Here is a 26,425-nt window from a genome sequence, read left to right on the forward strand (position 1 = left end):
ACAATGAAAGCGATAACTAAGAAAATCCTTACATAACGATTTTTCTTATTAAAATTGTTTTTTTAACTTCGCTTATTTTTTGTGAGCATATCTGTTTACTTACTTTTTGTAAGGTGCTATACTTCATTTCGTAATCAATTAAAAAAATGCAAAACGCAAATCAAAGGAGAAATTTTATTATGACAACTTTTACTGACACTTTGAAAAACCGCCGTTCAATCTATCATCTAGGACGTAATGTTTCACTTTCTAATGAAGAATTAACAACTTTGATCAAAGAAGCAATTAAAGAAAGCCCAACTGCTTTCAATGCTCAATCAACACGCGCAGTTATCCTTTTCGGAGATGCACATGAAAAACTTTGGGAAATCACTGAAGAAGCACTTCGCCCATTGACTCCAGCAGAAGCTTTCCCAAATACACAAAACAAATTAGCTGGTTTCAAAAATGGTTATGGTACAGTATTATTCTTCAAAGATACTGACGTGGTAAAAGGTCTACAAGAACAATTTGAATTATATGCAGACAACTTCCCAGATTGGTCAGAACAATCAAACGGAATCGCAACAGCTAATACTTGGGTAGCATTAGTTGATAAAGGATTGGGCGCAAACTTGCAACATTACAACCCAGTTATTGACGAAGCAGTTGCAAAAGAATGGAATATCCCTTCAAACTGGAAACTACGTTCGCAATTAGTATTCGGTTCACCAGAAACACCGGCTGGGGAAAAAGAATACATGAACGATGCCGATCGCTTCCGCGTATTTGGATAATTTTATTTGAAATAAAAAACAGAGGTTGTGACAAACATCTTGTCGCAACCTCTGTTTTTATTCTGGATCAATCATAATATCAATCTCTGCCTCATCGTTTAAGCGTTGGGACAAAAATGGAACTAATTCTTCTAATGATGCAGAAAATTTCAGCATCGGTCCTCGCCATCCGTTTCGGAAAAAATTCATTTTTACGATTTTAGAACCTTTTGGCTGATATAATACAATTTTATTGATCTCAGAAAAAGGAACACCTTTTTTGTCAAAGCTATTCAAAACAAGTCCTTCTTCTGTGATTCCTCTACTGTCCAACAAAAAACTAATAAAAATCATTGCTGACAAGATCCCTTTTGCCAATTCATCTGCTGTAGGATGACTGATGAGTGTATACCAAATGACTAGTGACACTAAGAAGGGTATCACCAAGTAGACCCATCGATTTCGCACAGTCCGATAAATAATTTCTTTTCGAACCAGCCAAAGAAATAAAAACATCACAACAACGAATAAAAACAATAGAACCGTAAAGAATGTTACCATGACAACTCGCCTCGCTTTTTCTTCTCCAGAAAATAGGAAAAGAATACTGATTTACCTTCTCAAAGAAATTGGACTTGCAGCACGCCGCACGTCCAATTGTTTTCTTTATTCAAATGTATCATATTTTGCAACAACCATGCTTGCTTTTTCATCTAATAATTCTTGGTCCTCTGCAGCACATTGGGCAACTTTGACCACGGCGCAGTTTGTCATTTTTGATACAACTTCACCAATGACCGTTTTTGTAAAACCAATTGGTTTGCATGCATATTGTTCTCCTAAATTAATCATTTCTTCCGTCATCAAAATCCTCCTAAACTGCTGGAACTTTTCTCCACATTACCACTGCTATTTCTTTGGAGATTTAACTCATTGATTTTTATTTACAGTTAAAAATCAACCTTACAGGCATTATAGCGTACTGTTTTCGTTTTCACAATTAAAACAGCTGTTGTATTTAGAAGAATTTTTTTCAAAAAATTAAAACATATTCCTTAAAAACTAATTATTTCCTACATATTAAAATATAATACTTCCATTTCCAATAAAAATACATTTATAATAGGAAAGATAAACAGCTGAAAAGGGAGTTTTCAAATGAAGAAAAAAACGTTCAAAAAACTATTGTTTCTAGGGGGCACAGCTGCTCTTTTATTAAGCGGTACAAGTTATTACCTACATATCCATTCTCCAGAACATACAATGAACACTGCACAAAAAAGTTCAACACAAAAAACAAAAAAGACAAAAGAGAAAGCAGAAGTTTTACTAGATGTTCCATTAGAGAGCCAGTTTGATTCTCCTTCTTTAGAAAATGGCTGTGAAGTCACTTCGCTTTCTATGCTTTTATCTTTTTATGGTTATGAAACAACTAAAAACCAGTTAGCTGAGCAATTGGATTACGTCCCTGTTTTCAATGCAGATGGGACTCATGGCGATCCTAATGAAGGATTTGTTGGTGATATCAGTGGCGGAGACTGGGCTATGGGCGTCTATGTTCCCCCAGTTGCCTCCCTTGCTCAGCAAATCGTCCAAACGGATTATCACACTTTTCCAAAAACCGATGCTCAACTCGATGATATCAAAAAAGCACTATCTAAAGGAAATCCTGTCTGGACTTCTGTGACTATCAATTTTGAAGTCCCAGATGAAACTGATTTTATGACTTGGACCACAAATAATGGAGAAGTAAGAGTCACTCCTCTTGTTCATGCTTGTGTAGTCACTGGATATGACAAAGAAAATATTTATGTCAACGATCCCTATGGTGTAAAAAATCGAGCAGTACCGATCAACGATTTTTCGGCGATTTTCACTGCAATGGGTGGACAGATGCTAACTTTGGAGAAAAGCTAGTAATTCAAACAAAAATCCCTTATACTCAAGATACCAAACCTTTGAAGGGAGCGTAGATAATGGAAAAATTCACACATAAAAAAATGGATCCAAATGAAATTCCGATTATTTTTGTCCGTGACTGCAAGGGAAATGTTCAAGGTAAAGTCTCTATTAATGAGTGGAACGAGCGTCGCAGACCTGCTACCCTCAATGAACTGGAAATCAAATTGTATCGTCAATCTCTTGTTTATTACGCAGATCAAGAGTACGAGAAAGCCACCGATTTATTGAAATTTCTGATTGCTCGAACAGAGTATACTCGCTTTGAATATATTGAACGTTTAGCAAACATTTATCATATTATGAATGAACCTGTCAAAGAATATCAGTTATTGGACACCGTCTTGTCAGTAGCAGAACTGATTGCCCTTCCTGCTGGATTAGAAAAGAAACTAGTACGCCGCCTTTTACGAGTAAAGCAACAACTATCCGATCAAGAAAAATAACTTGCGTTTTTTTAGGAAAGTGCTATGATTATTTTGTTGAATAAATGGGATGTAGCCAAACTGGTAAGGCACTTGACTCTGAATCAAGCAATTGTAGGTTCGAACCCTGCCATCCCAATTTGATGTGCTTGCTGAAAAAATGAACCCCCTGTAAAAGAACAATCTTTTTGCAGGGGGATTATTGTATTATTTTTACTACTTCTATTTAGTTTACATAATTAAATTATGAATAATAAAATCGGGCGTATTCTTAATACAAAAACTGATTTACCCAATAATTGCTAATGCTTTCTCTGGAACTTTTTCTCTAGGAACTTCCTCATACGTTTCTATGTGTGCTCCTTTATTGCTGATTTTCAAATAATGATTTTCTTTTAACACAGAAAGACCATTAAATTCAACCGTTCGTTCTTTCCCATTGGCATCAGCAGCTTTCTGCACATACCTTGCTGTACCATATTCATTTACTTCCTCTGGTTTTTGTGTCTTTACATAGACCTCTCCTTTTTCAACTAATGGATTTAGCTGATCAAGTATACCAGGGATTTCTCCATAACTTCCTTCAGTATAATATTTCAGTCCAAATAGCAAAATACCACTAATCGCCGCCAGTCCAATCAAATATTTAATCACTTTCATCTTTCTACCTCCTTGTTATATATTCAGTATATGGGTCAGTTAAAGAAATTCCATCCGTCCCAAGTTGGAGATTTTTCTCCTACTTTAGAAGCGAGAATCGAGTGTTTTTTTAGTAAAAATGATCGTTATTTGATATTATTGACGTGTGGATAAATCAGTTTTTCTCGTTTTGTCCATGTAAAAAATCATGTTGATAGCAAAGGATGTGTTCAAAATGAATCAAGAAGAATTATTTCAAAAAGTCAAGGAAATGATTAAGAACGGCAATTTCGATGGCGCAAAACGATTTATCGAAGAACATAAAGAACAATTAGGACCTTATAAAGAGAAAGCCCAAAATCTTTTAAAAGATGTAAATATCGACAGTGTCAAAAACAAATTTAAAAATCTATTCAAATAAGTAAAACTTTCACTTTTGTAAAATCAAAGGAGGACAATGCTACTGCATCGTCCTCCTTTGGTTCTTTTCTGAATACTTCATACTAAAATAAACGTGTCGGATCGTAATGATAAGTCACATTGCCGTTCAGTGAGGCTTTTCCCACCACATATTTACGATTCTCCAACTTCAGCCACGCTTCTCGAAAAGCCATTAATTCTTCTCTTTTTACATCAATCTTTTCGATTTTTCCATCGATCAAATCTTGAATAAGTTGTTCATATGGATTCATTTTTTTCCTCCATCTGCTGTCAATCAATAAGTTGTAAAAATAGGTTCATATGCTTTTTTGGTATCTAGATCTTCTCTGACTTTGACTGTCGTATAAATAATTTTTTCTACTGGGATACTATAATAACTTCCTTCACCATTATTGAATCGGTGAACGTCTTTCTTTGCTAAAATACCATTTATTTTATTCGTCAGTACACGTTGTTCGACACTGTTGCTTACAACATAGTAAATCACCCGAATATTATTGATTAAATGCAAATCGATTTCTAACACTACATGATCCATGAAAATCCCACTCCTTCTTTCACTTTGATTATAGCAAGTTTCTCCTCTAATTTCAAAATCGATACAGATTTTACTGGATAAATCCACAAAACTGCTTGCGCCATTTCGCACAAAGTGTTATTTTGTATCATGGACTTTATTTATTGGAGGCAATAGTATGATCGCGATCGGTCAATTTGTTTTTTATATTCCTTTTTTTATTATGATAAGCATTCTTTTCTATTACATAAAATGGACAAAAAAGAAGTTTTCAGTTTTACTGGCCTCTTTACCTGCTGTATATTTTACTTATCAAATTTTTTCTTTTAGGCATTGGGAAACAACGTCTGTATTATTAACACACATCATCGAATTGACGCTTTCAGTAATTTTTCTTATTATTTGGATCTATTTTTTATATAAGAATCAGAATTGAATCCCTCGCATGTTTAAAAAGAAAACGATTAAAGATGCAGCAAATTTCTGCCGATCTTTAATCGTTTTTTCTATTCTGTTATACCAAAAAAATGTTTGAATCGGTGAAGGATCGTTCCTTGTTTTAATTCCGCCGATTGTAAAATTAAGCTAGACAACTAAAAAAGTCATTTGTGCTACACTCAAAATAGTTCCGTCCAAAGAATTATAAGGAGTGAGTACAAATGACCTATACCCATCTTACAACGGATGAACTTGTAATGATAGAGTCTTATTTCAAAATAAATCAATCTGTTGCGAAAACTGCGCATTGCTTGAATCGTTCAAGACAAACGATCCATAAAGTATACCTGTTCTTCAAGCAAGGAAAATCAGCCTTAGAGTACTATCAACAGTATAAGAAAAACAAATCAAACTGTGGTAGACGCCCGCTTGTTTTACCTGAGGAACAATCAGAATATATTCAAAGAAAGGTTGTTCAAGGATGGACACCCGATGTGATTGTTGGTCGTGCAGCGTTTCCTATTCGTTGTTCTGCTCGTACCATTTATCGTATGTTCAAAAAGGGGCTATTTAATCCTTCTGACTTACCGATGAAAGGCAAGCGTAAACCAAATGGACATCAAGAAAGACGTGGAAAACAAGCTTTCCGTCGCTCTATTCATGAACGTGAAAAAGATTATAGCCAATTCTCAAATGAGTTTGGTCACCTTGAAGGTGACACTATCGTAGGTTTGAAACATAAAAGTGCTGTAATTACCTTAGTTGAGCGATTATCAAAAGTTATCATCACATTGAAACCGTGTGGTAGACAAGCGATTGATATTGAAAACAAATTAAATCATTGGTTTGAATCTGTACCGAAAAATCTATTCAAATCCATCACTTTTGATTGTGGAAAGGAATTTTCAAATTGGAAACAGATCAGTAATGCCAATGATATTGCCATTTATTTCGCTGATCCAGGAACGCCGTCTCAAAGAGGCCTAAACGAGAATTCTAACGGATTGTTACGTAGAGATGGTTTATTGAAATCTATGGATTTCAATTCAGTAGATGAATCTTTTATTCAATCTGTCGCATCGAAACGAAATAATATTCCTAGAAAATCACTGAATTATCGAACACCTTTGGAAGTATTTTTGAGTTACGTAAGTATTGATGATTTGTCTAACTTAATTTGACAATTAAGATTCTATAAATTCTTGTGCGATCGGGTACTTTTCTTCCAAATTTTCTTTGTTCTTTTCGATCAGGCTTTTCGCTTCTTCATATTTTTTATCTGCACATAGTGCTTTTACTTCCTGTAATACTTTTCCTGCTTCCATTTGCCTCACCCTCTTGCCATTTTATTGCTTTAAGTTTTATTTAAGTTATACGCATTATTCTAGTTTCATCCCAAATAACCTTTTTTCATTTTTACTCCTCGAACTAATCAGTTTTCTAAAGGCTGATTGGTTCGTCTTTTTTATTTTTCCTCCATTTCATTCTGCTCTTCTGTTAATTTATCTAATGCTTTGATTGATGCTGCGGCTCTTGCATAATCATAGCTGTATAATTCCATAAATTTATCAGGCAGAACAAACCACGCTGGATGATAACCGTTAGCTGTGACAGGGAATCCTTTATCTTGTTGATTATCTCCATCCCATCTCAGAGCGACACCTTTTTTTCCTTTCCACTTTACTAAAGCGATCGAGTATCCCTTTCTTGTTTGTGTGCCGTCTTCAATAATTGCTAAAATTTCTATTTTTTCTTTTGGCGCACGAACTTCTTGAGGACGAACCATTTTCTATTCCTCCCTTATCTCATTACTTCACGACCAACACACTGCAAGGGGCATGTGATACGACATAAGAAGCGGTCGATCCAACTAATGCTTGTTGTATAGCACCTTTTCCTGTCGCTCCCATAACGATCAAATCAATATTTTCTTGTCCAGGGATGACATTGGCAATCAAATTTCTTGGATCTCCAGTTTCAACTATTGCGTGGATCTCAGCAATGCCGAACTCTTTGGCATCATTGATTTTTTTAAGCATGGCTACTTCTGTTCTTTGTTTTTCATCTGCATAGATTTTTGAAAAGGCATAGGCACTATGGGTCAGCTCAACTTTGTTGATGATTGACACGATAAATAAGTGGGCTTCATTGTCCTTTGCTAAGTCAAGGGCTTCAGCGAACGCTTTGATCGATTGTCTTGATCCGTCAACTGCTACCATGATGTTCTGGTATCTTTTACTCATTGGAACCGCCTCCTTTTTCTTTTATTGTAACATCTCAAGCAAAAATACAAAAAATATACGCAATATGTAAATAAAATGATGAACAAAAGCAATTTCTTTCGAGTTATTTATACATTTCTTTTCTCATCAGAACACCTGTTCTAATCCCATTATTACTGCATTATGTGAAATTCCTCATCATTTTTCACATCGAGCGAACATCATTCTGTTACAAAAAACGTGGATTTGTCATAAATTGTCATGCTTCTTTTACCTATGAAATATTTTCACGTGTTAAAGTATTCCTCGTTGAACACAACAAATAAAACTTTTTAACGAATAAAGGAGATTTTTCATGACATCACTTAAAACTTTACTTTTTGGAACAACTTTGGCTGCCGGCGCTGCATTCTTCATGGGAACGACTGCTCATGCGGACGAAGCTTATACCGTTCAATCAGGTGATACTCTATCAACGATTTCTCAAAAATACGTTGGTGATAACTCCTTGATCAATGCCATTGCAGAATCAAATTCAATTTCTGATATTAACCTGATTTACTCAGGACAACAATTAACAATCCCAACAGAAGGCTCTGCACAAGCAGCTGCTGAACCTCAAGCAGCCGTTCAAGAAGCACCAGTCCAAGCTGAACAACCTGTTGTACAAGAAACGGTTCAAACGGAAACACAAGCAGCGCCTGTTGCTGAAACACAACCTGCTCCTGCTGTAACAGAAACTGCTGCTACTCCAGCAAGTACAAGCTCTGCAAAAGAATGGATCGCACAAAAAGAATCAAGCGGTTCTTACACAGCAACGAACGGACGTTACATCGGACGTTACCAATTAGATTCTTCTTACTTAAATGGTGACTACTCTGCTGCAAACCAAGAAAGAGTAGCAGAACAATATGTTACTTCACGTTATGGTTCTTGGGAAGCGGCGAAAGCATTCTGGGAAGCAAACGGTTGGTACTAAGATTCATTATTTGAACGTTTAAACACATTCAAAATATAGTAAGAGGTCATGCGATTTATTCTTTCGCATGACCTCTTTTTGAGTTTAAGTTTAGTCTTGATTCCTTAACTAACGTTTGCCAGTATTTCTTGTATCAGAATCTATAAATCTACTATTTGAATCAATCTATTAGGTTTTAAACTGTCCCACCTTCACACAAATTTTTTTGATTTATTTGAATCTGGTTCCGTTGTTTAAAATTTTTCCTATATTCTTTTAGATAATATGTTATTTTCTTTCTCATCGCTCCAGGTGTACCTTCTCTTTATAAAAAAAGATATCAACAGAGAAACTCCGTCGATATCTTTTTTCCTTCTCAAAAAAACAAATTATGCGGCTAAGAAGACTCGAACTTCCACGAGGTCACCCTCACTAGCGCCTGAAGCTAGCGCGTCTGCCAATTCCGCCATAGCCGCATCACATCTTTTAGTTTAGGATTACATGTGTTTTTTGTCAAGAACATATTTTTGTTCTTTTTCATTTCTGTACGCCCTCCCTTATGCCATCTACACAAATAATTCATCCGAGCAACTCCATCATCTATTGAGGGTTGGTGAAAAAATCTGTTTTATCCATATGATCGATTTCAATGTTAAACGAACGACTCTGGGATTAGTAACTATTTTATTTTTTTCTTCATTTCTTTTTTCCTCTTTTTCTCGATTCAGCTATCTTCTTTCATTTGGATATTGATTATTTCTTCTGTTGGTTACTATCCTTCTGGAATTCTAGACGCTGAAGTAATTCACGTTTTCTTTCTTCTAGAGATCATAAGTAACGAATGAACGAACTTCAAATAATTTTTTTATTGTAATTCATATTTGTATTGTTCGATGATTCTTAATACGATATGACACAATAAATAAAAATAGGCATGGCTATTTACAACAATAGTGCTATAGTAGAAAACAAATGAATAAGGTTACTTAAAGAGGTGAATACGATGAAACTGATCAAACTATGGGAAGCAGATTTAAAGAAAGCTTATCAGCTACAAACTAGCTTTGGACCAAATGAGAGTGGATTTATCAACAATGCTTATGGCTATACATTTGCTGAATTTTTAGATTATGTAAAAAAATGCGAAAAAACGTCTTTAGGAATCGATCTTCCTGAGAGTTACGTTCCCGCAACCGTCTTTATTTTAGAAAGTGATGAACATGAGTATGTAGGAATTTTTAATTTGCGCCATAAACTGAACGAAACATTAAGAAACAGCGCTGGCCATATTGGTTACGGCATCTCCCCTAATTATCGTAAAAAAGGATATGCCACACAAGGATTAGCATTAGTACTACAAGAGGCAAAAAAAATCGGCATTGATGAGGCACTTTTGTCTGTAAATAAAAAAAATCTTGGCAGTCTTAAAGCACAACAAAAAAATGGGGCTGCGATTTATCGTGAAGATGAGAAAGAATACTATACGAAAATCAAACTGATGTAAAAAAGAAGGATTCCAAAAGGAAAGGGATTTGAATGTCCTTTATCAATAGAACACATTTATTTAATTAACTTATAATATAGCAGACAAAATTTTATAAACAAAGAAACCTTTTATCTCTTTTCTTCTAGAAAGGATAAAAGGCTTTTTTGTTTTTCCTATTTGCTTCTCATAGCTAGTCAGCCAAGATTTCTATCGTATCCCCAACGCAATCCGTGCATAACGGCTCATCTTATCTGTCGTCCATGCTGGATACCAGACTAGTTTGACTTCTGCTTTCGTTACTTCTGGCACTTCTTTTAATGCGTCATGGATAGATTCTGTTAAAATATCTGCTAATGGACAGCCCATAGTTGTTAATGTCATCTTAATGACTGTTTCTCCATTTTCAGGATTGAATTCTATATCATAAATCAAGCCTAAATTGACGATGTCGATTCCTAATTCAGGATCAATCACCATTTCCAAGGCAGCAAGAATACGTTCTTTGATTAGTTCTATTTCTTGTCCAGACCGTTCTTGGTTTGCTTCGCTCATCGTACGACACTCCTTAACACGATTTTTATTTATCATACTCTTTTTTTAGCTGCTTGTAAATGAGAATTTAGAAGGAAGATTCTCGTTTAAATTTATAAAAATGTTCTTATTAGATGTAATAGATTAAATTTATTCTAAAATAAACCTGATTCCTCATTTTTTTTGTGAACGATTTTTTATTTCTGGCAATACGCCAGTTGTTCGATACATTTTTTGTTCGTTTTCATTTGCAAACCGGCCAAATACTGAATGAGTTGGTAAAATATTGATAAATGCATCGTCGTCGATTTCATGAACGATCTGATCAAGATCATACATTTCGTAGCGGGTGATGACCATCATGATCATGTTCCCTTGTTTTTTTGAATAGCCACCGACAGACGGCAGTAATGTCATTCCACGTACCATCCGTTTTGCTAGTTCTTCTGTTACCTCTTCTGGCTTGACGGTAACGATCATTGCAGTTACTTTTTGATGACTCGTGTGGATGGCATCAATTACTTGAGTCATTGCATAAATGGAAATAATCGTATACAAGGCACTTTCCCAGTTAAAGAAGAAGCCTGCGATGACTACAATGATACCATTTAGAATCAGCATGTAGTTTCCGACTGTTTTTCCAGTTGTTTGTGAAAGTACAAGAGAGATGATATCCATCCCACCAGTTGTAAAGCCCATTTTTAAAGATAATCCTACGCCAAGACCTAATAAAACACCGCCTACTAGGGCATTCATCAAAATATTATCAGTGATCTGTCCGACTGGAAGCAGCATCGTCATCACCGATACACATACAACATTCACAAAACTAAGGATCGTTGCTCGTTTTCCTACTTTGAGAAACCCTAATACAAACACAGGGATATTCAAAAGAAAAATAAATGTTCCTGTGTCTATCTTTATATGAAACCATTCATATAAAAGCGAGGAAATGATTTGAGCGATCCCATTCATCCCTGCAGAAAAGACATTGGCTGGAATCAAAAAATAATTTAAAGCGACCGCAGCGGTCAATCCGGTTATCAAAATAACCACTATTTTCTTTAATCTTTCATTTTTATGATACGCAGTCATAATTTTACTCACAAGCACCTCTCCCCTACTTTGGTATTCCAAATGTAAGAATAACAGTTTATCTATTAAAATAAAATACTTCGAACTCAAATGAGAAGAATTTTAGCAAACAGGTAAGAATCTGCCCTAATCCTATGATAAGATAGATGTATGGTAAATATTTATATGTATATCAGGAGGGTTCCTATGGCAAAAGATGCTAGCTTCGACATTGTATCAGAAGTCAATACAGAAGAAGTAAAAAATGCGATTCAGCAAACAACAAAAGAATTGTCCAATCGCTTTGACTTCAAGGATTCTACAGTAGAAATCAAATTAGAGAACAGCAATCTAGTTGTATTGAGCGATGATGATTTCAAAATCGAACAGATCAAAGATGTATTATTTGGTAAGCTGATCAAAAGAAATGTACCAATCAAAAATATCCATTTTTCTGAATCGGAACACGCTCTAGGTGGCAAAGCTCGACAAACTGCCGATTTGGTCAACGGAATCGATCGTGAAAACGCGAAGAAAATCACTACAGCTATCAAAAATGAAAAACTGAAAGTAAAAGCACAAATCCAAGAAGATCAGATTAGAGTGACAGGTAAGAACCGTGATGATCTACAAGCTGTGATTGCTTTATTACGTAAACTTGACTTACCAATCGAGTTGCAATTCACTAACTATCGTTAATCAAAAAACGAGGCTGACGTCTGTCATTCCTCGTTTTTTTGATTTACTGCTTCTTTTGATAACCAAAAACGCTGTATTCCTTCTTCCAATTCCCCAACACTTCGTACTTCTCTTGCTGTTTGCCAATGTTGTGGGAATAAACGTCGATAAGAAAAACTAGAAAATCGTTGATCTGCCAATACAACGATTCCTTGATCCGCCATGCCACGAATCACTCGACCACCAGCTTGCAAGACTTTGTTCATTCCAGGAAGCTGATAAGCGTAAGCAAATCCAAGGTGTTCCTTCTCATCATAATATGATTTGATCAGTTCCTGCTCATGATTCATCTGCGGCAAACCTACACCTACGATCATACTGCCGATCAATCGGTCCCCTCTCAAATCGATTCCTTCTGAAAAAATCCCGCCAAGTACGCAAAATCCAATCAATGTTTCAGCGGGATTTGTTTGAAATTTTGTTAAAAATCGTTCGCGTTCTTCCTCATTCATGTCCGTTTCTTGGATTAGCACATTGCTGTCGGGATATTGCTGTCTGAATGCTTCCACCGCAAGATCTAAATACTGATAAGAAGGAAAGAAAACGAAATAATTCCCGACCTTTCCATCAGCAAAAGCATGAATCGTCTCTACTAATTTTGCCAGACTGTGTTCCCTTTTTCGATAAGTCGTCTCTAGGTAATTTGCGATGAAAACTTGCTGGTTTCCTTCTGGGAAAGGACTCGGCAGTTTGTAAGCCAGACTTTTTTGTCCCCCCAGTGTTTCCTGATAATAAGAGAGTGGTGAAAAACTAGCAGAAAAAAGAATACTGCTTTTTCCTTTATCCAACGACTGCTCAAGAAACAAGCTTGGATCAATACAAAACTCTTTTACTATCAGATCGCGATACGTTTTTTCGACTGTTGTTTCGTAGTGATCATCATAAAATTCACTGACCTTCAAAAAATGAAGCAAATCAAAATAATAAGGAAGCAATTGTTCTTGTGATGGGTGCTCAGGAAATTCTGCCAGCCATTCTTTAATTTTTTCGCTTAATTGATAACCTGCCTTTACTAAAGATTCAGCCGGTGCTTTTTGATGATGATAATCCCAATGATCTTCTTTTGCTATTTCTCGGATCGAATCAAATTCTTTTAATAGTTTGTTGAAACGGCGATGAAGTTTTTTGAATTCCTTTGGTATAGCTTCCTTACTTCGTTTCGTTTTTTCATAAGATAGTTCTGCCGAATACATCTCTCGGGAACGATTCACCAAATTATGTGCTTCGTCAATCAAAAACAGATAGTCCTCGTTTTTTTCATCTTCAAAAAAACGTCTTAAATAAACAGTTGGATCAAATAAATAATTGTAATCCCCAATGATTACGTCACACCAGATACTGACATCTAATGATAGTTCGAAAGGACAAAGTGTATGCTTTCTTGCATAAGTTTCGATGACTTCACGAGTGATCTGATTCTCATGATTCAAAAGATCCCATAAACCTTCATTAATCCGATTGTAATAACCATTGGCATATGGGCACTGATCTGGATTACAGGTCGTCTCATCTAAAAAGCAGATCTTGTCTTTCGCCGTCAAAGTGACACTTTTTACTTCAGCTCCTGTATCTTTTAATGCTGTCATAGCATCTTCAGCTACTTGTCTAGTTATTGTTTTAGCCGTTAGATAAAAGATCTTTTCTCCCTCTTCTTCCCCTACAGCTTTCAAAGCGGGGAATAACGTAGAGATTGTTTTTCCTGTTCCGGTAGGTGATTCTACAAACAATTTCTGTTTCGTACGGATCGTTTTATAAGCAGCTACCGCTAGTTCACGCTGACCTTTCCTATACTCATCATGGGGGAATTTCAAAGCCATCAAAGAGGCATTGCGTACAGTGCGCCAGTTTTCTTGAAAAACAAGCCATTCTTTATAATCTTCAGTCAGCTTTTTAAAAAAAGTTTCTAACTGCTCTCTTGTCTGATGTTCAACCTTTCTCGTGATCACTTCTTCTGCCGTCTGGAAGTAAGTCAATTGCAGATTTATTTCTTGTAAATCATGTTCTTGACTATAGATATAGGCATACACCCTTGCTTGATGAAAGAAAAGTTCCACTTGTTCTGGTTCTAAATCTTCAAATCGTGGTTCGGAGGTTTTGATTTCATCTATATAATAAATACCGTCTCTTTTGAAAATACCGTCTGCACGGCCTTCAACGATCAGGTGATATTCATCTAATTGAACTGTTGTTTTTAAAAAGACTTCTTTTTCATAGTTTTCTCCCGCATCTTTTTGGAGCTTGCGGTGGATTCTCGCTCCTTCTAATGCAGTATGGTTACTTTTTTTACGATTGTCGATACTTCCACGTCGCAAAATAAATTCTACTAAGTGCCGCACAGATATTTTTGACTGTTTGATCATTTCCACCACCTCTTTCTCTCTAAGATTACCTGAAAAAACCTAGTTTAGCAAAAAGAGCTCTCTTTCCAAACATAAAAAAACACCCTGCTGATTAGGCAGGGATATAGGATATAGAATTTGGATTTTTGGATGAATCTAATGTAACAAGGACATATTAAAATGCTATGAAAACTTACTTTCCTTCTCTTTAGAATATCCAAATACTTTTCATATAGTCTGATAATTCAGATAAGTAAAGAGAAATAAGTACCTGTTTTTGTTTCCTAGCAATGAATGCGTTATACTAATGGATGAAAGAAGTTTTGGCTATCAAGGAGGAATGCACATGCATATCGAAAGATTAAAAACAGGAATGATTGAAGAAAACTGTTATTTGGTCTACAACGAAGAAGCACTTTTGATCATTGACCCTGGAGAAGATGCGGAACGAATCAAACAAGAAATCAAAAAAACAAACCAACAGCCGGTAGCGATTTTGCTTACCCATACCCACTACGATCATATCGGTGCAGTGGAACCTTTACGCGCGTATTATCAAATCCCAGTTTATGTCAGCCCACTAGAGCAAAAATGGCTAGGTGATCCGATTTTGAATCTTTCTGGACTCGGTAGACATGATGATATTGCTGATGTTATTGTCTCGCCTGCAGAATATGAATTTGAAATGAAAACTTATACTTTAGGAAACATGTCTTTTCGCGTCGTCCCTACCCCAGGGCATTCTATAGGAAGCGTCAGCTTTATTTTTGATGATTTTGTCGTCTCTGGCGACGCCCTGTTTAGAGGAAGTATCGGTAGAACCGATCTGTATACAGGGAATTTAGAACAATTACTTCATAGTATTCGGACCCAGCTGTTTGTATTACCTGATGAATTTGCAGTCTATCCAGGACATGGCGATGCAACGACGATTGAACAGGAAAAAAGGACAAATCCTTTTTTCAATCGTTAAAACGACTTAGGAGGAGAATAAAATGACAGAAACTACACTTTATATCGTACGACACGGAAAAACGATGTTCAATACAATTGAACGAGTACAAGGCTGGTGTGATACACCCCTCACAAAGCAAGGACAAGAAGGCATTCATTATTTAGGTCGCGGGTTAAAAAATGTCGACTTTTCATTTGCTTATTCTAGTGACAGTGGTCGTGCGATCGAAACTGCCCGTATTATTCTAGGAGAACATTCTAAGGGAAAAGAAATTCCTTATTTTATTGAAAAAAGGATTAGAGAATGGTGTTTCGGGTCTCTTGAAGGTGGATATGACATGGAAATGTGGGGTGTGATCCCTCGTGTATTGAATTTTAAAACATATGATGAAATGTTTACCACAGAAGTTTCTTTTGAACAAATTGCTAATGCTGTATACAACTTAGATACCGCTGGGTGGGCGGAAACTTATGAAACATTGCGAGACCGTGTATGGACAGGATTTGAAGATATCGCCCATCACTGCGAAAAAAATGGTGGTGGAAATGTTTTAGTCGTATCTCATGGTTTGACGATCGCCTTTTTGCTTAATCTGATCGATCCTAAACAGCCTGTTCGTGCTGGGCTTTTAAATGGCAGCGTAACAAAGGTCACTTATGCAAACGGTCGATTTTCTATCCACGGCATCAATGATACGTCTTATATCGATAACGGGAAAACACATAGTCGCGACTCGTTTCTATAATGGGGATATTTTAATTTTTACCAGAGAATCATAAAAGGCAAAGTCTGAACGAGGGCTTTGTCTTCTTTTTTCTCTTCGTGTACTTATCTGCTTTATTTCTCAAGTTTTTCTTAATATTAAAAAACAGATTGGGTTTCTCAAAAAATAACGGTATACTATAAGATGTATCTTAATTGGGAAGGAAGGAATTTATGTTTTTTGCAAATATTATCAAAGCAGTGATTCTCGGTATTATTGAAGGAATAACGGAATGGCTGCCCATCAGTAGTACTGGTCATTTGATCCTAGCAGATGAATTCATCAAACTGGATGCCAGTTCACAATTTATGTCGATGTTCAATGTCGTTATCCAATTAGGGGCGATCTTGGCTGTCGTCGTTCTTTATTTTCACAAGTTAAACCCATTTTCTCCAAGTAAATCAACGGTAGAAAAAAAAGATACGTGGACACTTTGGTTTAAAGTGATCGTTGCTTGCATACCAGCCATCATCATTGGTTTGCCTTTGGATGATTGGTTAGAAGCAAATTTCCACAAGTTCTTACCAGTTGCCATTGTTTTGATCGTTTACGGTATTGCCTTTATTATTGTCGAAAAACGCAACAAAAACAAAACACCTCGTTGGACTTCTCTGAATGACTTTACGTACCAAGCAGCTCTTCTTGTTGGGTTATTCCAAGTCTTGGCACTTGTTCCCGGAACATCCCGTTCTGGCGCAACGATCCTAGGAGCTATCTTGATTGGTGCTTCGCGTTTTGTCGCTACAGAGTTTTCATTTTTCTTAGGGATTCCTGTCATGTTTGGCGCAAGCGGCTTGAAGATCGTCAAATATTTAGCTGAAGGGAATTCATTCAAAATGGAAGAAACTGTTGTTCTTCTTGTAGGAACATTCGTATCTTTTGTGGTTTCCGTCTTAGCTATCAAATTCTTACTAAGCTATTTGAAGAAAAACGACTTTACCGCTTTTGGCTGGTATCGTATTATCCTTGGTATCATTTTGATTGGTTATTGGTTTATTGCAATGTAGAAAAAACCAGAACACTTCTCTTATTTGAGAAATGTTCTGGTTTTTTATTTTCTTTAATAATAATCATTATAAATAATAAAAACAACATCAAGCTTAATCACCAAATGATAACCATTATCGTTCTCATTTAGCTGTTATTATTATCAATTACATTTTTATTATGCTATCCTTGTTTTGACAAGGAGGTCTAATAACGATGACTAATCAGAAAAAAGCTTTTGCAGCAACAATCGGCTGCCTTTTATTTATGATCTTCGGTTTTATCTTCGACCGATTCTCTCTTACCATCACCCCACTTTTTTATATCAGTGCCATTATCATCGGTGGATATAAACAAACATCGGAAGGCTTGAAAGAATTGTGGAATGATCGGACACTGAATGTGGATTTATTGATGGCTTTAGCTGCTATTGGTGCCTGTTTGATCGGTAATTACTTTGAAGGAGCAATGTTGACATTCATCTTTTGTTTAAGCGGTGCATTAGAGGAATACACAACTAATAAAAGTCAAAAAGAAATTACTGCTTTGATGAATCTTCAACCACAAAAAGCCCAATTATTAAAAGAAAATGGACAAATGCAAGAAGTAGATGTTTCTCAACTAAAGGTGGATAACTTGGTATTTGTCGCTAAAGGAGCAGCTGTTCCGATAGATGGCTTTTTAGAAAGCACACAGGCAACGATCGATGAGTCTGCATTAAGCGGTGAATCTGTGCCTGTAGAAAAATATTTAGGCGATGAGATGTATGCAGGAACGCTGAATCAAGGAAATCCCATCACGATTCGAGTAACAAAAACGAGTTCCGAAACTGTCTTTGCTAAGATTATCCAATTAGTAGAAGAAGCGCAGAATACGCCAACTCAAACAGCTTCATTTATCGAACGAATCGAAAATAATTATGTAAAATTGATTTTGCTTGCTGTTCCTCTAATGATCCTTCTCCCCCACTTTTTCCTAGGTTGGAGTTGGGATGAAAGCTTTTATCGAGGAATGGTATTATTAGTTGTGGCTTCTCCTTGTGCGCTTGTCGCATCTGCTACACCAGCTTCTCTAGCTGCTCTTTCAAATTCTGCAAAAAATGGGATTTTAATCAAAGGCGGTATCCATTTAGAAAAGCTTTCTGAATTAAAAGCGATTGCCTTTGATAAAACAGGAACGCTCACTAAAGGAAAACCAGTTGTAACTGACAGCTTTTTCTTTGATGAAAAGGATTTGGCACAACAACTTCTTGTTGCTATGGAACAAAAAACGACGCATCCACTTGCTCATGCGATTTTGCAATATTTCGATTGCACAATACCTGAAGAAATCCAATACTTACCAATAGAAGAAATTACTGGTTTTGGATTACAAACTACCTATTTAGGTGCGCAATGGAAAGTTGGCAAGCACGCATATGATCCTGAGACGATGATAATCAGCAAAGAGATTGCGGAAATGATCGAACGTTTGGAAAATCAAGGCAAAACCGTGATTTATCTTTCTAAAGATCAGCAGTTAATTGCTGTTTTAGGTCTGCTAGATATTCCAAAAGCAAATACCCAACAAGTAATTTCCTACTTTAAATCCCAAAACATCCATACAAGTATGATAACCGGCGACCATTCTGGCACAGCAAAGGCCATTGCTGAACAAGTAGGGATTGAACATTACTATGCAAGCTGTACTCCGGAAGAAAAAACACAACTAGTCAAAAAAGAGAATGAACTTTACCAAGTAAATGCGATGGTTGGTGATGGAGTCAATGATGCGCCTGCTTTAGCAGCCGCTTCTTTAGGTGTCGCTATGGGGCAAGGGACAGATGCCGCTATGGATATCGCAGACATCGTCTTAATGAAAAGCGACTTAAATAAATTTGTCTACAGTCATCGGCTATCTTTAAAAATGCGGCGGATCATCAAACAAAATATTATTTTTTCGATTCTTGTTATTCTCTTGTTGATTGCTTCTAACTTCCTGCAATTTTTAAATCTACCTCTTGGAGTTGTAGGACACGAAGGAAGCACAATATTGGTTATTCTGAATGGCTTGCGTTTACTAAGACCTTTACCTGATCTTTCTGATTCTTCAAAAAAATGTAAGTCTTGTCCACTATACAAAGCGCGGCTGTCTTCTGTCAAATAAGCAAAGTGTTTTTTTATGATTTTGTTTATTTTATGAAAAAAACAGCTTATGAATAGGTCTTGAAGGATGAATTCCTACTTTTGCAACTTTCTAAAAACATGTTATGATTGTTTCGAAGAAAGTGAGGAATATATTTCATGGAAAGTTGGCTTTTTTTAGGAATTATTTTACTTGTAGCAATTTTAGCTAAGAATCAAAGTCTGATGATAGCGGCAGCTTTTGTTTTGATTATGAAGCTCATACCAGCCTCCCGTTCCTTTTTCCCTTGGCTTCAAGGCAAAGGAATCAATATTGGGGTGACGATCATCACAGCGGCTATTCTAATCCCTATCGCAACAGGAGAAATCGGTCTACGTGATCTATTAGAAGCCTTTAAATCCCCTATTGGCTGGGTAGCTGTTTTTTGCGGTGGGCTAGTGGCTGTCTTATCTTCCAAGGGTGTAGGATTGATTGCTTCTGATCCACAAATCACTGTTGCACTTGTTTTCGGCACGATTTTAGGTGTTGTCTTCTTAAGAGGAATCGCCGCCGGACCGGTCATTGCTTCTGGTATCACTTACTGTATCTTACAAGTATTTGCTTTAGGAAAATAGAACAAATTTTGTCTATTTTAGGAGATTCTTAACACCCCCAATTTACTGATCCGTGATATACTGACAACGAGGTGATACAATGTTCGAAAAATTAAAGTATTTCATAGGAACAATCGGCTGGTTTCTTCTAGCGGTACTTTTGATTCTGGGCTTAGCTTATCTATTATTTCCTGATTTGATACAAAATGTGTTTGATACTGCTTTTTGATTGACCTATTAAAACGATATAGGGGATGCTCCTGCGATGCAGGGGCTTTTTTTAATCAATGTTTTGTAATAATTTAGGCCATGCCAATGAGACTTCCTATAGAATTCGATGCTCTTTTTTCTTTTTGGCTCTTCTGCTCTTTTTTGTTATACTAGATTACAGTGGACAAAAGAAAGAATGATCGCATCCACTTCAACGAATATCAAAATGGAAGAATTAGTGCCTGTTTTCAGGTTACTTTGAAAAGAAAGGAAGACGCTTGTGGAAACTTTTGAAGGTCTTTTAATTGATACGTACGTTTTACAAGAACAGCCAATGATGCTGACTGGGATCAACTTGCAGCTTGAGGACCGTGTGATCAATGGCCTGCTTAAAGATCGCTATTTGGCAAAATATATCTTACGTTTGCCCCTAAATAAATATGTGCTGGAAGTAAGTGGCAAATGGAACCGTCGGAACCAGTTGGTCATAAAAAAAATGTTGATAAAAAATATCGATGAATACATTAAAATAATCGGTACACCAGAATAGCCTTTACTGATCAAAGGATACTGGTTATAAAATAACTGCAGTTTCTTAATAGAAAAACAAAGAACAACAGGGAATCGTATCCCTTTTCAAAAAAAACTTTGCAAACGGTTCTCTTTGTTATATAATAACTTAGTACCAAACATTCCCATTCAAACTTTGTTTAAATAGATAAATAAAAATCTAGTTTGGTTTGACGCTATTGCCTCCCACAATAGCGTCTTTTTGATTTTTTTCAGCTTGTACTATCCGTTTTTACTGAAAAAAAATCCTAATAAAAGACTGTTAAGGAAAAAAACTTGTCATGTTCATATTGCAAAGCACGCTGCCTTTAGGTATAATAATGAATGTTGAATTATGCGGTAACACGCGTAAGAACTTAAGTTATCGGAGGTGAAACTAATGCCAAACATTGAATCTGCAATCAAACGTGTTCGTACAAGCGAAAACGCTAATGTGAAAAATTCATCTCAAACAAGCGCTATGCGTACTGCAATCAAAAAATTTGAAGATGCTGTAGCTTCAGGTGCTGACAACGTAGATGCGTTATATAAAGAAGCTGTTAAAGCTATTGATATGGCTGAATCAAAAGGTCTAATCCACAAAAACAAAGCTAACCGCGATAAATCTCGTTTAAGCAAAAAAATCGCTAAATAAAAGAATCGGCTTCGGCCGATTTTTTTATTTGCGCCGTTTGTATAATTAAGCGAGACAAATAAAAAAGCCATTTATGTTACACTCAAATTGTAATACCCGCTAAAGCATACAAGGAGAGTGAACATAAATGACTTATACCCATCTTACACCAAACGAGCTTGTAATGATAGAAGCATATTTTCATCAAGAAACTCCGGTTGCTATCGTTGCGAAGCAGCTTAAACGTGGACGCCAAACAATTTACAATGTCTATAACTTTCTCAAATGTGGTGGAACAGCACTTGAATGCTTTGAACAATACAAAGAAAATAAGCGACGTTGTGGGAGAACCGAAATCATTTTTCCTGCTGAGGAAAAAGAATACATTGCAAAAAGATCAACTGAAGGTTGGACCCCAGACGTCATTATTGGCCGTGCAGAGCGAACCTTCTCTTGTTCAGTAAGTACCCTCTATCGCCGGTTTAAGACGGGAGAATTCAATGTTTTACATTTACCGATGCAAGGAAAACGAAAACCAAATGGTTATAAGGAAAAACGTGGAAAACAGGCATTCAAAAGAAATATTTCTGAACGTAAAAAAGATTATGTCGTTTTCGAAGAAGAATTTGGACATTTAGAGGGTGATACGATTGTCGGCATCCACCATAAAAGTGCCGTCATCACACTCGTTGAGCGACTTTCAAAAGCCATTATCGCCTTGAAACCAGAAGGCCGTAAGGCAGTTGATATTGAAAATTCGATTAATGAATGGCTTCAATCCGTACCCAAAAATCTTTTCAAATCAATTACCTTTGATTGTGGAAAAGAATTCTCTAGTTGGAAAAGTATTAGTAATACGAATGATATTGATATTTATTTCTCAGACCCAGGAACGCCTTCCCAACGGGGATTAAATGAACATTCAAACGGACTCCTCCGAAAAGATGGACTACCAAAAGAAATGGACTTCAACCAAGTCAATCAAGGATTCATCTCATCCGTTGCGTCCAAAAGAAACCATATCCCTAGAAAATCACTAAATTACCAAACACCATTAGAAGTTTTTTTGAGTTACGTAAATGGAAAGTTTTGTCTCGCTTAATTTGACAAATAATATTGTCAAAAAAAGGACAAAAACAAACGACCTTCCCGCATGCTTTGCCCTCGTCTTTCTTCTTATCGATTTCTTAACAACTGCCCTGTGCGCAAAACGAATAGTTGAAAACTTAATTCTTTTTCGATTTGTCCCGTTTTGATTTGATAATCCATCTCAACTAATTGATCAAACAACTGTACCAGCAAATGTTCATCGAATTTTTTTACTTCCTGCATGGCAAGTTTTACACGATATGGATGGATTTTCAATGTTTCAGCAATATTTGCCTGCTGATAACCAATCTTTACAAGAAATTTTGTCTGTAAAAATAAACGTAATTGAGAAAGCAAAATCGCATTAATTTTGATTGTTTCTTCCCCTTGCATAACTAAATCTTCGTATAAACGCAAAGCTTGTTCCGTCTTCCCTTTTAAAATATATTGGGTCATGTCAAAAATATTATGTTCTAACGTTTTAGGAACTAATTCTTCTACTTCTCTTACCGTGATTTGCTGTTGATTTTGTCCATAAAGGACCAATTTCTGTAACTCTCTCATCATTTTGGATAAATCTAAGTCGGTCAACCTCAAGAATAAATCAATTGCACTTCGTTCCATTTTGATTGAGGTATTCTCTAAGGTATTCATCAGATATTGACGTACTTCTTTTTCATTCAACTGTTGGACATTGACGATGATTGCTGTTTTTTTCAATTGTTTCGTTACTTTTTTCCGTTCATCCAACTTTTCATATGGCGCAAAGAATACTAATACAGTCGATTCTAATGGTTCTTTCAAATAAGCCGTCAATAAATCAGTATTTTGTTCGATTCCATTGTTTACTTTTTCACCTGTTAAAAAATAAGGATTCTCTACGAATACTAACCGTTGATCTCCGAAAAACGGCAACGTCTCTGCTTCAGCTACTACCTCATCTAAACTTGCATTTTCCATGTCAAAACTTAAAAAATTTAAGTCATCTTCGCCCTCTAATTGGATTTTTTTGACAATCTCTGTCCGAACTTGATCTTGGAGAAACTTTTCTGTTCCTAAAATCAAGTAACAAGATGCAAGTTTTTCTTTACGTATTTTTTGTAACTCTGCTTGTATACTCAAATTACTCACCACTTTCAAAAATTATCCTACCATGAGCAGATGAGAATTACTAGTCTATCATTGTTTCCACTAGCCCATGAGGATGAAAAACTGGATGCCAGCGATAGGTGATCATTCCTTGTTGATCCGTTCGCCATGTTTTTATCTGATTTTCTTCTAGTGTCTCCAATACTTCGCTGTGCGGGTGACCATAACGATTATTTACGCCGCAGGATATAATCCCATGTTTTGCTTCAATATGGGAAAGAAAATCTGTGTTACTTGACGTACGGCTACCGTGATGACCTAATTTGACTACATCGGCTTTCAGATTAGGATAAATCAAAAGCAATTGTTTTTCCATTGCTTGATTCAAATCTCCTAAAAATAAAAAGCGCCTATTGTTATATTCCATCCATAGACCAATCGAATCTTCATTTCTTCCCTCTCCCTTTTCAAAAGGAGTCAATACATAAAGATCATAATAACCGCTGATCCTGTCCCCATGTTTGATTTCAATGATCTCAGTACCATTTTTTTGAGCTTCAGATAAATGCCTTTGTAATGGCTCATTTCGTCCAGCGCCCCAACCGATATAAATTTTTTTGATAGTAAAATGCTGAGATAACGTGGGTAATTCTCCCACATGATCCGTATCGTCATGTGTCAAGATGAGTTTATCGATTACACTTATCCCCTGACCTTTTAGATATGGAACGATATTTCTTTCAGCAGGAGGACGTATCATACCTTGCGCCCACTTTTCTCTTTCAAAGTGTAACTGACCTCCAGTATCGATCAAAATCGTTTCTTTTCGAAAAGGACTTTGCAAAAAGATACTGTCTCCTTGACCGACATCGATAAAAGCGATCGTTGAAGAAAAGCGTAAAAATGGCAAAGTCAAAAAAATAAAAGAAAAAAGACCAACATAAAACAAGTGTTTCACAGGTTGTTCTTTCAACCTATCCGTACAAATCAGTAATCCGAAAATATACATCCCAGATAGCACAAGGGACAAACGTCCTATAATGAGAGACGACCCTGAAGAAAAATCGATTATTCGCTCAAATAAGATTAATCCCTCTTCTATCAGCAATAGTAAAGTTTCCGGCAGCCAGCGATTGAAGAGTGTGAGAAATAACACACCAGGAAGAAAAAGAAACTTGAATACCGGTGCAATCAGTAATGTAAAAAGACTACCTAAAATAGGCCACTCATAAAAATGCCATACAATCAACGGCATCGTGATCATAGTAAACAGGACGTGAGAGGCCGTTTTTTTCAACCAATCTCCATCAAAAGAAATCAGGATAAACAAAAAACTCATGAAAAAACTAAGCTGTCCACCCGCATGAAAAAGAAATCGAGGATCAAATAGTAAAAGAAGCCAAAAGACAACTGCAAATAAGTCCATGGTGGAATAATGCTTATTCAGCAATTTGACTAGCAATCGCAATAAAAACAGCAAACTAGCACGCAAAACAGAAATAGAACTTCCTGCAATAGAAACATAACAGATAGTTAGTAGACTCAACGGAATAATACTGACGTGTAGTGGCCATCCGATACGTCGAAATAAATAATACAGCCACCCTAAATAAAATTGGATGTGTAGACCCGATAGACTGAACAGATGCAGCAAACCACTCTCCCTAAAAATTTCTTCTGATTCTCTGAATCCTGCATCTTTATAGCCCCATAATAAAGAATTAATATATACACTTGTTTTTTGCGGAAATTCAGATTGGACAAAGGAGATAAAAGATCCTCTTTTTCTCTGAAGCCAGTTTCGCCAGTGATTTTGCATGGTGATCTGTTCAATCTTTTGAATTTGGAACCGTCCAGAAATTCTATGGTTCCTGAAGTAAGCTTCTTGGTCAAAATTATAAAGATTCCGCTTTTTTGCTGGAGAGATGAACTCGCCTTCAGCAGTCAATTCTATTCCCTTTCCTCGGAAGTTAAGCCATGTTTTCAATTCTGCTTCTGTGTTTACTTGATAAGAAAGCTGGAGCTTTTGTTTATTCTCTGATAACCTTCCTTCCATTGTCAAAAAATTACCATTTGCACGAATCGTATCTGTAAATACAGTAATTTGCGCAGATGTTGTTTTTTCCTCTAAAAATGAATACTCTTGTAGCCTATAAGAAATGGATACCGTTATGCTACACAAAATACACAAGTACGCGATAAAACGTCCTTCTTTTAGCGAAAACCATAAAAAAATTCCGGCAAGAAGCAAACGATAACCCCAATTGTCAGTGTAATACAACAAACAGATAATCATCGACGTAATTGCCGGAAAAATCAACCGATTTCGAACATGCCTTTCTAAAACGCTAGACATGTTTTCCTGTTAATTCATTTTGAAGTTTTGAAAAATGCTGTGAGTCTAAAGCAACTTGGTGTACAGATACACCTAATTGTTCGATCAACGCTTGGGCATAAGGATCATTTCGATAGTCATGGAGATAATTGATCCCTTTCACACCAGCTTGCAACAAAGCCTTTGTACAGGCCAAACATGGAAAATGTGTGACATAGATTTCTGAACCTTCCGTCGGGATACCAAGTTTTGCACACTGTAGGAGTGCATTCATCTCTGCATGGATCGTTCGCAAGCAGTGTCCATCCACGACGTAACACCCTTCATCTATGCAGTGGACATCTCCACTGACTGCTCCATTATAGCCGCCAGCAATGATCCTTTTTTCTCGAACGAGTGTCGCTCCTACTTCTAAACGTGTACACGTACTACGTAAAGATAACAGTACTGCCTGAGCCATAAAGTACTGGTCCCAAGGAATGCGTTCATTATGTGACTTATCAGTAACTTTTTCTTTATTCGTATCGCATGCTTTTGAAGATTTTTCTAACATGTTTTATATTCCTCCCTTTTTT

32 protein-coding genes and 2 tRNA genes are annotated in these 26,425 nt (G+C 36.4%); 19 read left to right on the forward strand and 15 right to left on the reverse strand.

The window, feature by feature from the left end; all coding sequences use genetic code 11:
* Nucleotides 1–179: 179 nt before the first annotated feature.
* Nucleotides 180–776 carry a nitroreductase family protein gene (locus IGJ87_RS06720; RefSeq protein WP_002288054.1) on the forward strand — a complete coding sequence of 199 codons (597 nt, stop codon included), beginning with the start codon at nucleotides 180–182 and terminating at the stop codon, nucleotides 774–776.
* Between the two features lie 57 nt (nucleotides 777–833).
* Here the strand turns inward: IGJ87_RS06720 and IGJ87_RS06725 are convergent, their stop codons facing one another.
* Both IGJ87_RS06725 and IGJ87_RS06730 read right to left on the reverse strand, forming a co-directional pair.
* Nucleotides 834–1,316 carry a hypothetical protein gene (locus IGJ87_RS06725; RefSeq protein ID WP_002288056.1) on the reverse strand — a complete coding sequence of 161 codons (483 nt, stop codon included), beginning with the start codon at nucleotides 1,314–1,316 and terminating at the stop codon, nucleotides 834–836.
* A 105-nt stretch (nucleotides 1,317–1,421) separates the two neighbouring features.
* Nucleotides 1,422–1,619 carry a hypothetical protein gene (locus IGJ87_RS06730; RefSeq protein ID WP_002288059.1) on the reverse strand — a complete coding sequence of 66 codons (198 nt, stop codon included), beginning with the start codon at nucleotides 1,617–1,619 and terminating at the stop codon, nucleotides 1,422–1,424.
* A 294-nt stretch (nucleotides 1,620–1,913) separates the two neighbouring features.
* Between IGJ87_RS06730 and IGJ87_RS06735 the strand changes: the two genes are divergently transcribed.
* The 3 genes from IGJ87_RS06735 (at nucleotide 1,914) to IGJ87_RS06745 (ending at nucleotide 3,278) form a co-directional block, all read left to right on the forward strand.
* On the forward strand, nucleotides 1,914–2,672 hold the full coding sequence (locus tag IGJ87_RS06735; RefSeq protein WP_002297431.1) for a C39 family peptidase: 759 nt from the start codon (nucleotides 1,914–1,916) through the stop codon (nucleotides 2,670–2,672).
* A 59-nt stretch (nucleotides 2,673–2,731) separates the two neighbouring features.
* Complete coding sequence (locus IGJ87_RS06740) at nucleotides 2,732–3,160, forward strand: hypothetical protein (RefSeq protein WP_002295776.1); 429 nt, start codon at nucleotides 2,732–2,734, stop codon at nucleotides 3,158–3,160.
* Nucleotides 3,161–3,205: 45 nt separating this feature from the next.
* Nucleotides 3,206–3,278, forward strand: a tRNA-Gln gene (locus IGJ87_RS06745).
* Between the two features lie 149 nt (nucleotides 3,279–3,427).
* Here the strand turns inward: IGJ87_RS06745 and IGJ87_RS06750 are convergent.
* Nucleotides 3,428–3,799 carry a YxeA family protein gene (locus IGJ87_RS06750; RefSeq protein WP_002288062.1) on the reverse strand — a complete coding sequence of 124 codons (372 nt, stop codon included), beginning with the start codon at nucleotides 3,797–3,799 and terminating at the stop codon, nucleotides 3,428–3,430.
* Between the two features lie 214 nt (nucleotides 3,800–4,013).
* Between IGJ87_RS06750 and IGJ87_RS06755 the strand changes: the two genes are divergently transcribed.
* Nucleotides 4,014–4,199, forward strand: a complete 186-nt coding sequence (locus IGJ87_RS06755; protein ID WP_002288064.1) for a hypothetical protein — start codon at nucleotides 4,014–4,016, stop codon at nucleotides 4,197–4,199.
* 82 nt (nucleotides 4,200–4,281) lie between these two features.
* On the opposite strand, the gene IGJ87_RS06760 is transcribed toward IGJ87_RS06755, so the two are convergent.
* A complete protein-coding gene (locus IGJ87_RS06760) occupies nucleotides 4,282–4,470 on the reverse strand; it encodes a hypothetical protein (protein WP_002288067.1) in 189 nt (62 codons plus the stop codon).
* A 23-nt stretch (nucleotides 4,471–4,493) separates the two neighbouring features.
* A complete protein-coding gene (locus IGJ87_RS06765) occupies nucleotides 4,494–4,757 on the reverse strand; it encodes a hypothetical protein (protein ID WP_002292935.1) in 264 nt (87 codons plus the stop codon).
* 157 nt (nucleotides 4,758–4,914) lie between these two features.
* Between IGJ87_RS06765 and IGJ87_RS06770 the strand changes: the two genes are divergently transcribed.
* Together IGJ87_RS06770 and IGJ87_RS06775 are read left to right on the forward strand one after the other, a co-directional pair.
* Nucleotides 4,915–5,172, forward strand: a complete 258-nt coding sequence (locus IGJ87_RS06770; RefSeq protein ID WP_002297433.1) for a hypothetical protein — start codon at nucleotides 4,915–4,917, stop codon at nucleotides 5,170–5,172.
* A 223-nt stretch (nucleotides 5,173–5,395) separates the two neighbouring features.
* Nucleotides 5,396–6,355, forward strand: coding sequence for an IS30 family transposase (locus tag IGJ87_RS06775; RefSeq protein ID WP_000222573.1), 960 nt, complete (start codon nucleotides 5,396–5,398; stop codon nucleotides 6,353–6,355).
* A 3-nt stretch (nucleotides 6,356–6,358) separates the two neighbouring features.
* Here IGJ87_RS06775 and IGJ87_RS06780 read toward each other — a convergent pair whose 3' ends face one another.
* The 3 genes from IGJ87_RS06780 to IGJ87_RS06790 form a co-directional block, all read right to left on the reverse strand.
* Nucleotides 6,359–6,499 (reverse strand): hypothetical protein, encoded by a 141-nt coding sequence (locus IGJ87_RS06780; protein ID WP_181041517.1) that lies wholly within the window; start codon nucleotides 6,497–6,499, stop codon nucleotides 6,359–6,361.
* A 140-nt stretch (nucleotides 6,500–6,639) separates the two neighbouring features.
* A complete protein-coding gene (locus tag IGJ87_RS06785) occupies nucleotides 6,640–6,960 on the reverse strand; it encodes a hypothetical protein (protein ID WP_002323581.1) in 321 nt (106 codons plus the stop codon).
* A 22-nt stretch (nucleotides 6,961–6,982) separates the two neighbouring features.
* Nucleotides 6,983–7,417 carry a universal stress protein gene (locus tag IGJ87_RS06790; protein ID WP_002292929.1) on the reverse strand — a complete coding sequence of 145 codons (435 nt, stop codon included), beginning with the start codon at nucleotides 7,415–7,417 and terminating at the stop codon, nucleotides 6,983–6,985.
* 334 nt (nucleotides 7,418–7,751) lie between these two features.
* On the opposite strand from IGJ87_RS06790, the gene IGJ87_RS06795 reads away from it, so the two are divergent.
* On the forward strand, nucleotides 7,752–8,375 hold the full coding sequence (locus tag IGJ87_RS06795; RefSeq protein ID WP_002299583.1) for a LysM peptidoglycan-binding domain-containing protein: 624 nt from the start codon (nucleotides 7,752–7,754) through the stop codon (nucleotides 8,373–8,375).
* A gap of 371 nt (nucleotides 8,376–8,746) precedes the next feature.
* On the opposite strand, the gene IGJ87_RS06800 is transcribed toward IGJ87_RS06795, so the two are convergent.
* A tRNA-Leu gene (locus IGJ87_RS06800) sits at nucleotides 8,747–8,830 on the reverse strand.
* Between the two features lie 527 nt (nucleotides 8,831–9,357).
* Between IGJ87_RS06800 and IGJ87_RS06805 the strand changes: the two genes are divergently transcribed.
* Nucleotides 9,358–9,858: a GNAT family N-acetyltransferase gene (locus IGJ87_RS06805; protein ID WP_002300172.1), complete on the forward strand. Its 501-nt coding sequence runs from the start codon at nucleotides 9,358–9,360 to the stop codon at nucleotides 9,856–9,858.
* A gap of 189 nt (nucleotides 9,859–10,047) precedes the next feature.
* Here IGJ87_RS06805 and IGJ87_RS06810 read toward each other — a convergent pair whose 3' ends face one another.
* Together IGJ87_RS06810 and IGJ87_RS06815 are read right to left on the reverse strand one after the other, a co-directional pair.
* Complete coding sequence (locus IGJ87_RS06810) at nucleotides 10,048–10,392, reverse strand: metal-sulfur cluster assembly factor (RefSeq protein WP_002289113.1); 345 nt, start codon at nucleotides 10,390–10,392, stop codon at nucleotides 10,048–10,050.
* Nucleotides 10,393–10,545: 153 nt separating this feature from the next.
* The gene (locus IGJ87_RS06815) at nucleotides 10,546–11,466 is read right to left on the reverse strand and encodes a YitT family protein (RefSeq protein WP_002289114.1); all 921 of its coding nucleotides are present in this window, start codon (nucleotides 11,464–11,466) and stop codon (nucleotides 10,546–10,548) included.
* A gap of 186 nt (nucleotides 11,467–11,652) precedes the next feature.
* On the opposite strand from IGJ87_RS06815, the gene IGJ87_RS06820 reads away from it, so the two are divergent.
* Nucleotides 11,653–12,144 (forward strand): YajQ family cyclic di-GMP-binding protein, encoded by a 492-nt coding sequence (locus IGJ87_RS06820; protein ID WP_002289115.1) that lies wholly within the window; start codon nucleotides 11,653–11,655, stop codon nucleotides 12,142–12,144.
* A 23-nt stretch (nucleotides 12,145–12,167) separates the two neighbouring features.
* Here IGJ87_RS06820 and IGJ87_RS06825 read toward each other — a convergent pair whose 3' ends face one another.
* The gene (locus IGJ87_RS06825; RefSeq protein WP_010725993.1) at nucleotides 12,168–14,543 is read right to left on the reverse strand and encodes an ATP-dependent DNA helicase; all 2,376 of its coding nucleotides are present in this window, start codon (nucleotides 14,541–14,543) and stop codon (nucleotides 12,168–12,170) included.
* A 325-nt stretch (nucleotides 14,544–14,868) separates the two neighbouring features.
* Between IGJ87_RS06825 and IGJ87_RS06830 the strand changes: the two genes are divergently transcribed.
* From IGJ87_RS06830 to IGJ87_RS06870, 9 genes are all read left to right on the forward strand, one after another.
* On the forward strand, nucleotides 14,869–15,495 hold the full coding sequence (locus IGJ87_RS06830) for an MBL fold metallo-hydrolase (RefSeq protein WP_002289118.1): 627 nt from the start codon (nucleotides 14,869–14,871) through the stop codon (nucleotides 15,493–15,495).
* Nucleotides 15,496–15,517: 22 nt separating this feature from the next.
* Nucleotides 15,518–16,222: a histidine phosphatase family protein gene (locus IGJ87_RS06835; protein ID WP_002289120.1), complete on the forward strand. Its 705-nt coding sequence runs from the start codon at nucleotides 15,518–15,520 to the stop codon at nucleotides 16,220–16,222.
* 191 nt (nucleotides 16,223–16,413) lie between these two features.
* The gene (locus IGJ87_RS06840; protein WP_002298973.1) at nucleotides 16,414–17,247 is read left to right on the forward strand and encodes an undecaprenyl-diphosphate phosphatase; all 834 of its coding nucleotides are present in this window, start codon (nucleotides 16,414–16,416) and stop codon (nucleotides 17,245–17,247) included.
* A 196-nt stretch (nucleotides 17,248–17,443) separates the two neighbouring features.
* Nucleotides 17,444–19,372, forward strand: coding sequence for a heavy metal translocating P-type ATPase (locus IGJ87_RS06845; RefSeq protein ID WP_002289122.1), 1,929 nt, complete (start codon nucleotides 17,444–17,446; stop codon nucleotides 19,370–19,372).
* Between the two features lie 137 nt (nucleotides 19,373–19,509).
* Entirely contained in the window at nucleotides 19,510–19,965 is a 456-nt protein-coding gene (locus tag IGJ87_RS06850; protein WP_002289123.1) for a DUF441 domain-containing protein, read from the forward strand.
* A gap of 79 nt (nucleotides 19,966–20,044) precedes the next feature.
* A complete protein-coding gene (locus tag IGJ87_RS06855; RefSeq protein WP_002295511.1) occupies nucleotides 20,045–20,173 on the forward strand; it encodes a hypothetical protein in 129 nt (42 codons plus the stop codon).
* Between the two features lie 261 nt (nucleotides 20,174–20,434).
* Nucleotides 20,435–20,704, forward strand: a complete 270-nt coding sequence (locus IGJ87_RS06860) for a hypothetical protein (protein WP_002289125.1) — start codon at nucleotides 20,435–20,437, stop codon at nucleotides 20,702–20,704.
* Nucleotides 20,705–21,103: 399 nt separating this feature from the next.
* Nucleotides 21,104–21,358 carry a 30S ribosomal protein S20 gene (gene rpsT / locus IGJ87_RS06865; RefSeq protein ID WP_002292188.1) on the forward strand — a complete coding sequence of 85 codons (255 nt, stop codon included), beginning with the start codon at nucleotides 21,104–21,106 and terminating at the stop codon, nucleotides 21,356–21,358.
* A 127-nt stretch (nucleotides 21,359–21,485) separates the two neighbouring features.
* Nucleotides 21,486–22,439, forward strand: coding sequence for an IS30 family transposase (locus IGJ87_RS06870; RefSeq protein WP_407960233.1), 954 nt, complete (start codon nucleotides 21,486–21,488; stop codon nucleotides 22,437–22,439).
* Nucleotides 22,440–22,513: 74 nt separating this feature from the next.
* On the opposite strand, the gene holA is transcribed toward IGJ87_RS06870, so the two are convergent.
* The 3 genes from holA to IGJ87_RS06885 are packed head-to-tail and all read right to left on the reverse strand — an operon-like array spanning nucleotide 22,514 to nucleotide 26,403.
* Nucleotides 22,514–23,560 (reverse strand): DNA polymerase III subunit delta, encoded by a 1,047-nt coding sequence (gene holA / locus IGJ87_RS06875; RefSeq protein ID WP_002324118.1) that lies wholly within the window; start codon nucleotides 23,558–23,560, stop codon nucleotides 22,514–22,516.
* Between the two features lie 37 nt (nucleotides 23,561–23,597).
* Complete coding sequence (locus IGJ87_RS06880; RefSeq protein ID WP_002323575.1) at nucleotides 23,598–25,871, reverse strand: DNA internalization-related competence protein ComEC/Rec2; 2,274 nt, start codon at nucleotides 25,869–25,871, stop codon at nucleotides 23,598–23,600.
* Complete coding sequence (locus tag IGJ87_RS06885; RefSeq protein ID WP_002295503.1) at nucleotides 25,864–26,403, reverse strand: ComE operon protein 2; 540 nt, start codon at nucleotides 26,401–26,403, stop codon at nucleotides 25,864–25,866. The genes IGJ87_RS06880 and IGJ87_RS06885 overlap by 8 nt, the downstream gene beginning before the upstream one ends.
* Nucleotides 26,404–26,425 lie beyond the last annotated feature (22 nt).

This window comes from Enterococcus sp. DIV1411a, assembly GCF_050531945.1.
GTDB classification, from domain to species: Bacteria; Bacillota; Bacilli; order Lactobacillales; family Enterococcaceae; genus Enterococcus_B; species Enterococcus_B faecium.

What these genes read in the sequence shown, in the direction of transcription:
- rpsT (WP_002292188.1), top strand. Translation starts at nt 21,104, where the DNA reads ATGCCAAACATTGAATCTGCAATCAAACGTGTTCGTACAAGCGAAAAC.
- IGJ87_RS06770 (WP_002297433.1), top strand. Translation starts at nt 4,915, where the DNA reads ATGATCGCGATCGGTCAATTTGTTTTTTATATTCCTTTTTTTATTATG.
- IGJ87_RS06810 (WP_002289113.1), bottom strand. Translation starts at nt 10,392, where the DNA reads ATGAGCGAAGCAAACCAAGAACGGTCTGGACAAGAAATAGAACTAATC.
- IGJ87_RS06740 (WP_002295776.1), top strand. Translation starts at nt 2,732, where the DNA reads ATGGAAAAATTCACACATAAAAAAATGGATCCAAATGAAATTCCGATT.
- IGJ87_RS06870 (WP_407960233.1), top strand. Translation starts at nt 21,486, where the DNA reads ATGACTTATACCCATCTTACACCAAACGAGCTTGTAATGATAGAAGCA.
- IGJ87_RS06880 (WP_002323575.1), bottom strand. Translation starts at nt 25,871, where the DNA reads ATGTCTAGCGTTTTAGAAAGGCATGTTCGAAATCGGTTGATTTTTCCG.
- IGJ87_RS06825 (WP_010725993.1), bottom strand. Translation starts at nt 14,543, where the DNA reads ATGATCAAACAGTCAAAAATATCTGTGCGGCACTTAGTAGAATTTATT.
- IGJ87_RS06755 (WP_002288064.1), top strand. Translation starts at nt 4,014, where the DNA reads ATGAATCAAGAAGAATTATTTCAAAAAGTCAAGGAAATGATTAAGAAC.
- IGJ87_RS06795 (WP_002299583.1), top strand. Translation starts at nt 7,752, where the DNA reads ATGACATCACTTAAAACTTTACTTTTTGGAACAACTTTGGCTGCCGGC.
- IGJ87_RS06725 (WP_002288056.1), bottom strand. Translation starts at nt 1,316, where the DNA reads ATGGTAACATTCTTTACGGTTCTATTGTTTTTATTCGTTGTTGTGATG.
- IGJ87_RS06830 (WP_002289118.1), top strand. Translation starts at nt 14,869, where the DNA reads ATGCATATCGAAAGATTAAAAACAGGAATGATTGAAGAAAACTGTTAT.
- IGJ87_RS06780 (WP_181041517.1), bottom strand. Translation starts at nt 6,499, where the DNA reads ATGGAAGCAGGAAAAGTATTACAGGAAGTAAAAGCACTATGTGCAGAT.
- IGJ87_RS06805 (WP_002300172.1), top strand. Translation starts at nt 9,358, where the DNA reads ATGAAACTGATCAAACTATGGGAAGCAGATTTAAAGAAAGCTTATCAG.
- IGJ87_RS06720 (WP_002288054.1), top strand. Translation starts at nt 180, where the DNA reads ATGACAACTTTTACTGACACTTTGAAAAACCGCCGTTCAATCTATCAT.
- IGJ87_RS06765 (WP_002292935.1), bottom strand. Translation starts at nt 4,757, where the DNA reads ATGGATCATGTAGTGTTAGAAATCGATTTGCATTTAATCAATAATATT.
- IGJ87_RS06885 (WP_002295503.1), bottom strand. Translation starts at nt 26,403, where the DNA reads ATGTTAGAAAAATCTTCAAAAGCATGCGATACGAATAAAGAAAAAGTT.
- IGJ87_RS06790 (WP_002292929.1), bottom strand. Translation starts at nt 7,417, where the DNA reads ATGAGTAAAAGATACCAGAACATCATGGTAGCAGTTGACGGATCAAGA.
- IGJ87_RS06840 (WP_002298973.1), top strand. Translation starts at nt 16,414, where the DNA reads ATGTTTTTTGCAAATATTATCAAAGCAGTGATTCTCGGTATTATTGAA.
- IGJ87_RS06815 (WP_002289114.1), bottom strand. Translation starts at nt 11,466, where the DNA reads ATGACTGCGTATCATAAAAATGAAAGATTAAAGAAAATAGTGGTTATT.
- IGJ87_RS06730 (WP_002288059.1), bottom strand. Translation starts at nt 1,619, where the DNA reads ATGACGGAAGAAATGATTAATTTAGGAGAACAATATGCATGCAAACCA.
- IGJ87_RS06775 (WP_000222573.1), top strand. Translation starts at nt 5,396, where the DNA reads ATGACCTATACCCATCTTACAACGGATGAACTTGTAATGATAGAGTCT.
- IGJ87_RS06760 (WP_002288067.1), bottom strand. Translation starts at nt 4,470, where the DNA reads ATGAATCCATATGAACAACTTATTCAAGATTTGATCGATGGAAAAATC.
- IGJ87_RS06855 (WP_002295511.1), top strand. Translation starts at nt 20,045, where the DNA reads ATGTTCGAAAAATTAAAGTATTTCATAGGAACAATCGGCTGGTTTCTT.
- IGJ87_RS06820 (WP_002289115.1), top strand. Translation starts at nt 11,653, where the DNA reads ATGGCAAAAGATGCTAGCTTCGACATTGTATCAGAAGTCAATACAGAA.
- IGJ87_RS06735 (WP_002297431.1), top strand. Translation starts at nt 1,914, where the DNA reads ATGAAGAAAAAAACGTTCAAAAAACTATTGTTTCTAGGGGGCACAGCT.
- IGJ87_RS06785 (WP_002323581.1), bottom strand. Translation starts at nt 6,960, where the DNA reads ATGGTTCGTCCTCAAGAAGTTCGTGCGCCAAAAGAAAAAATAGAAATT.
- IGJ87_RS06845 (WP_002289122.1), top strand. Translation starts at nt 17,444, where the DNA reads ATGACTAATCAGAAAAAAGCTTTTGCAGCAACAATCGGCTGCCTTTTA.
- IGJ87_RS06750 (WP_002288062.1), bottom strand. Translation starts at nt 3,799, where the DNA reads ATGAAAGTGATTAAATATTTGATTGGACTGGCGGCGATTAGTGGTATT.
- IGJ87_RS06850 (WP_002289123.1), top strand. Translation starts at nt 19,510, where the DNA reads ATGGAAAGTTGGCTTTTTTTAGGAATTATTTTACTTGTAGCAATTTTA.
- IGJ87_RS06835 (WP_002289120.1), top strand. Translation starts at nt 15,518, where the DNA reads ATGACAGAAACTACACTTTATATCGTACGACACGGAAAAACGATGTTC.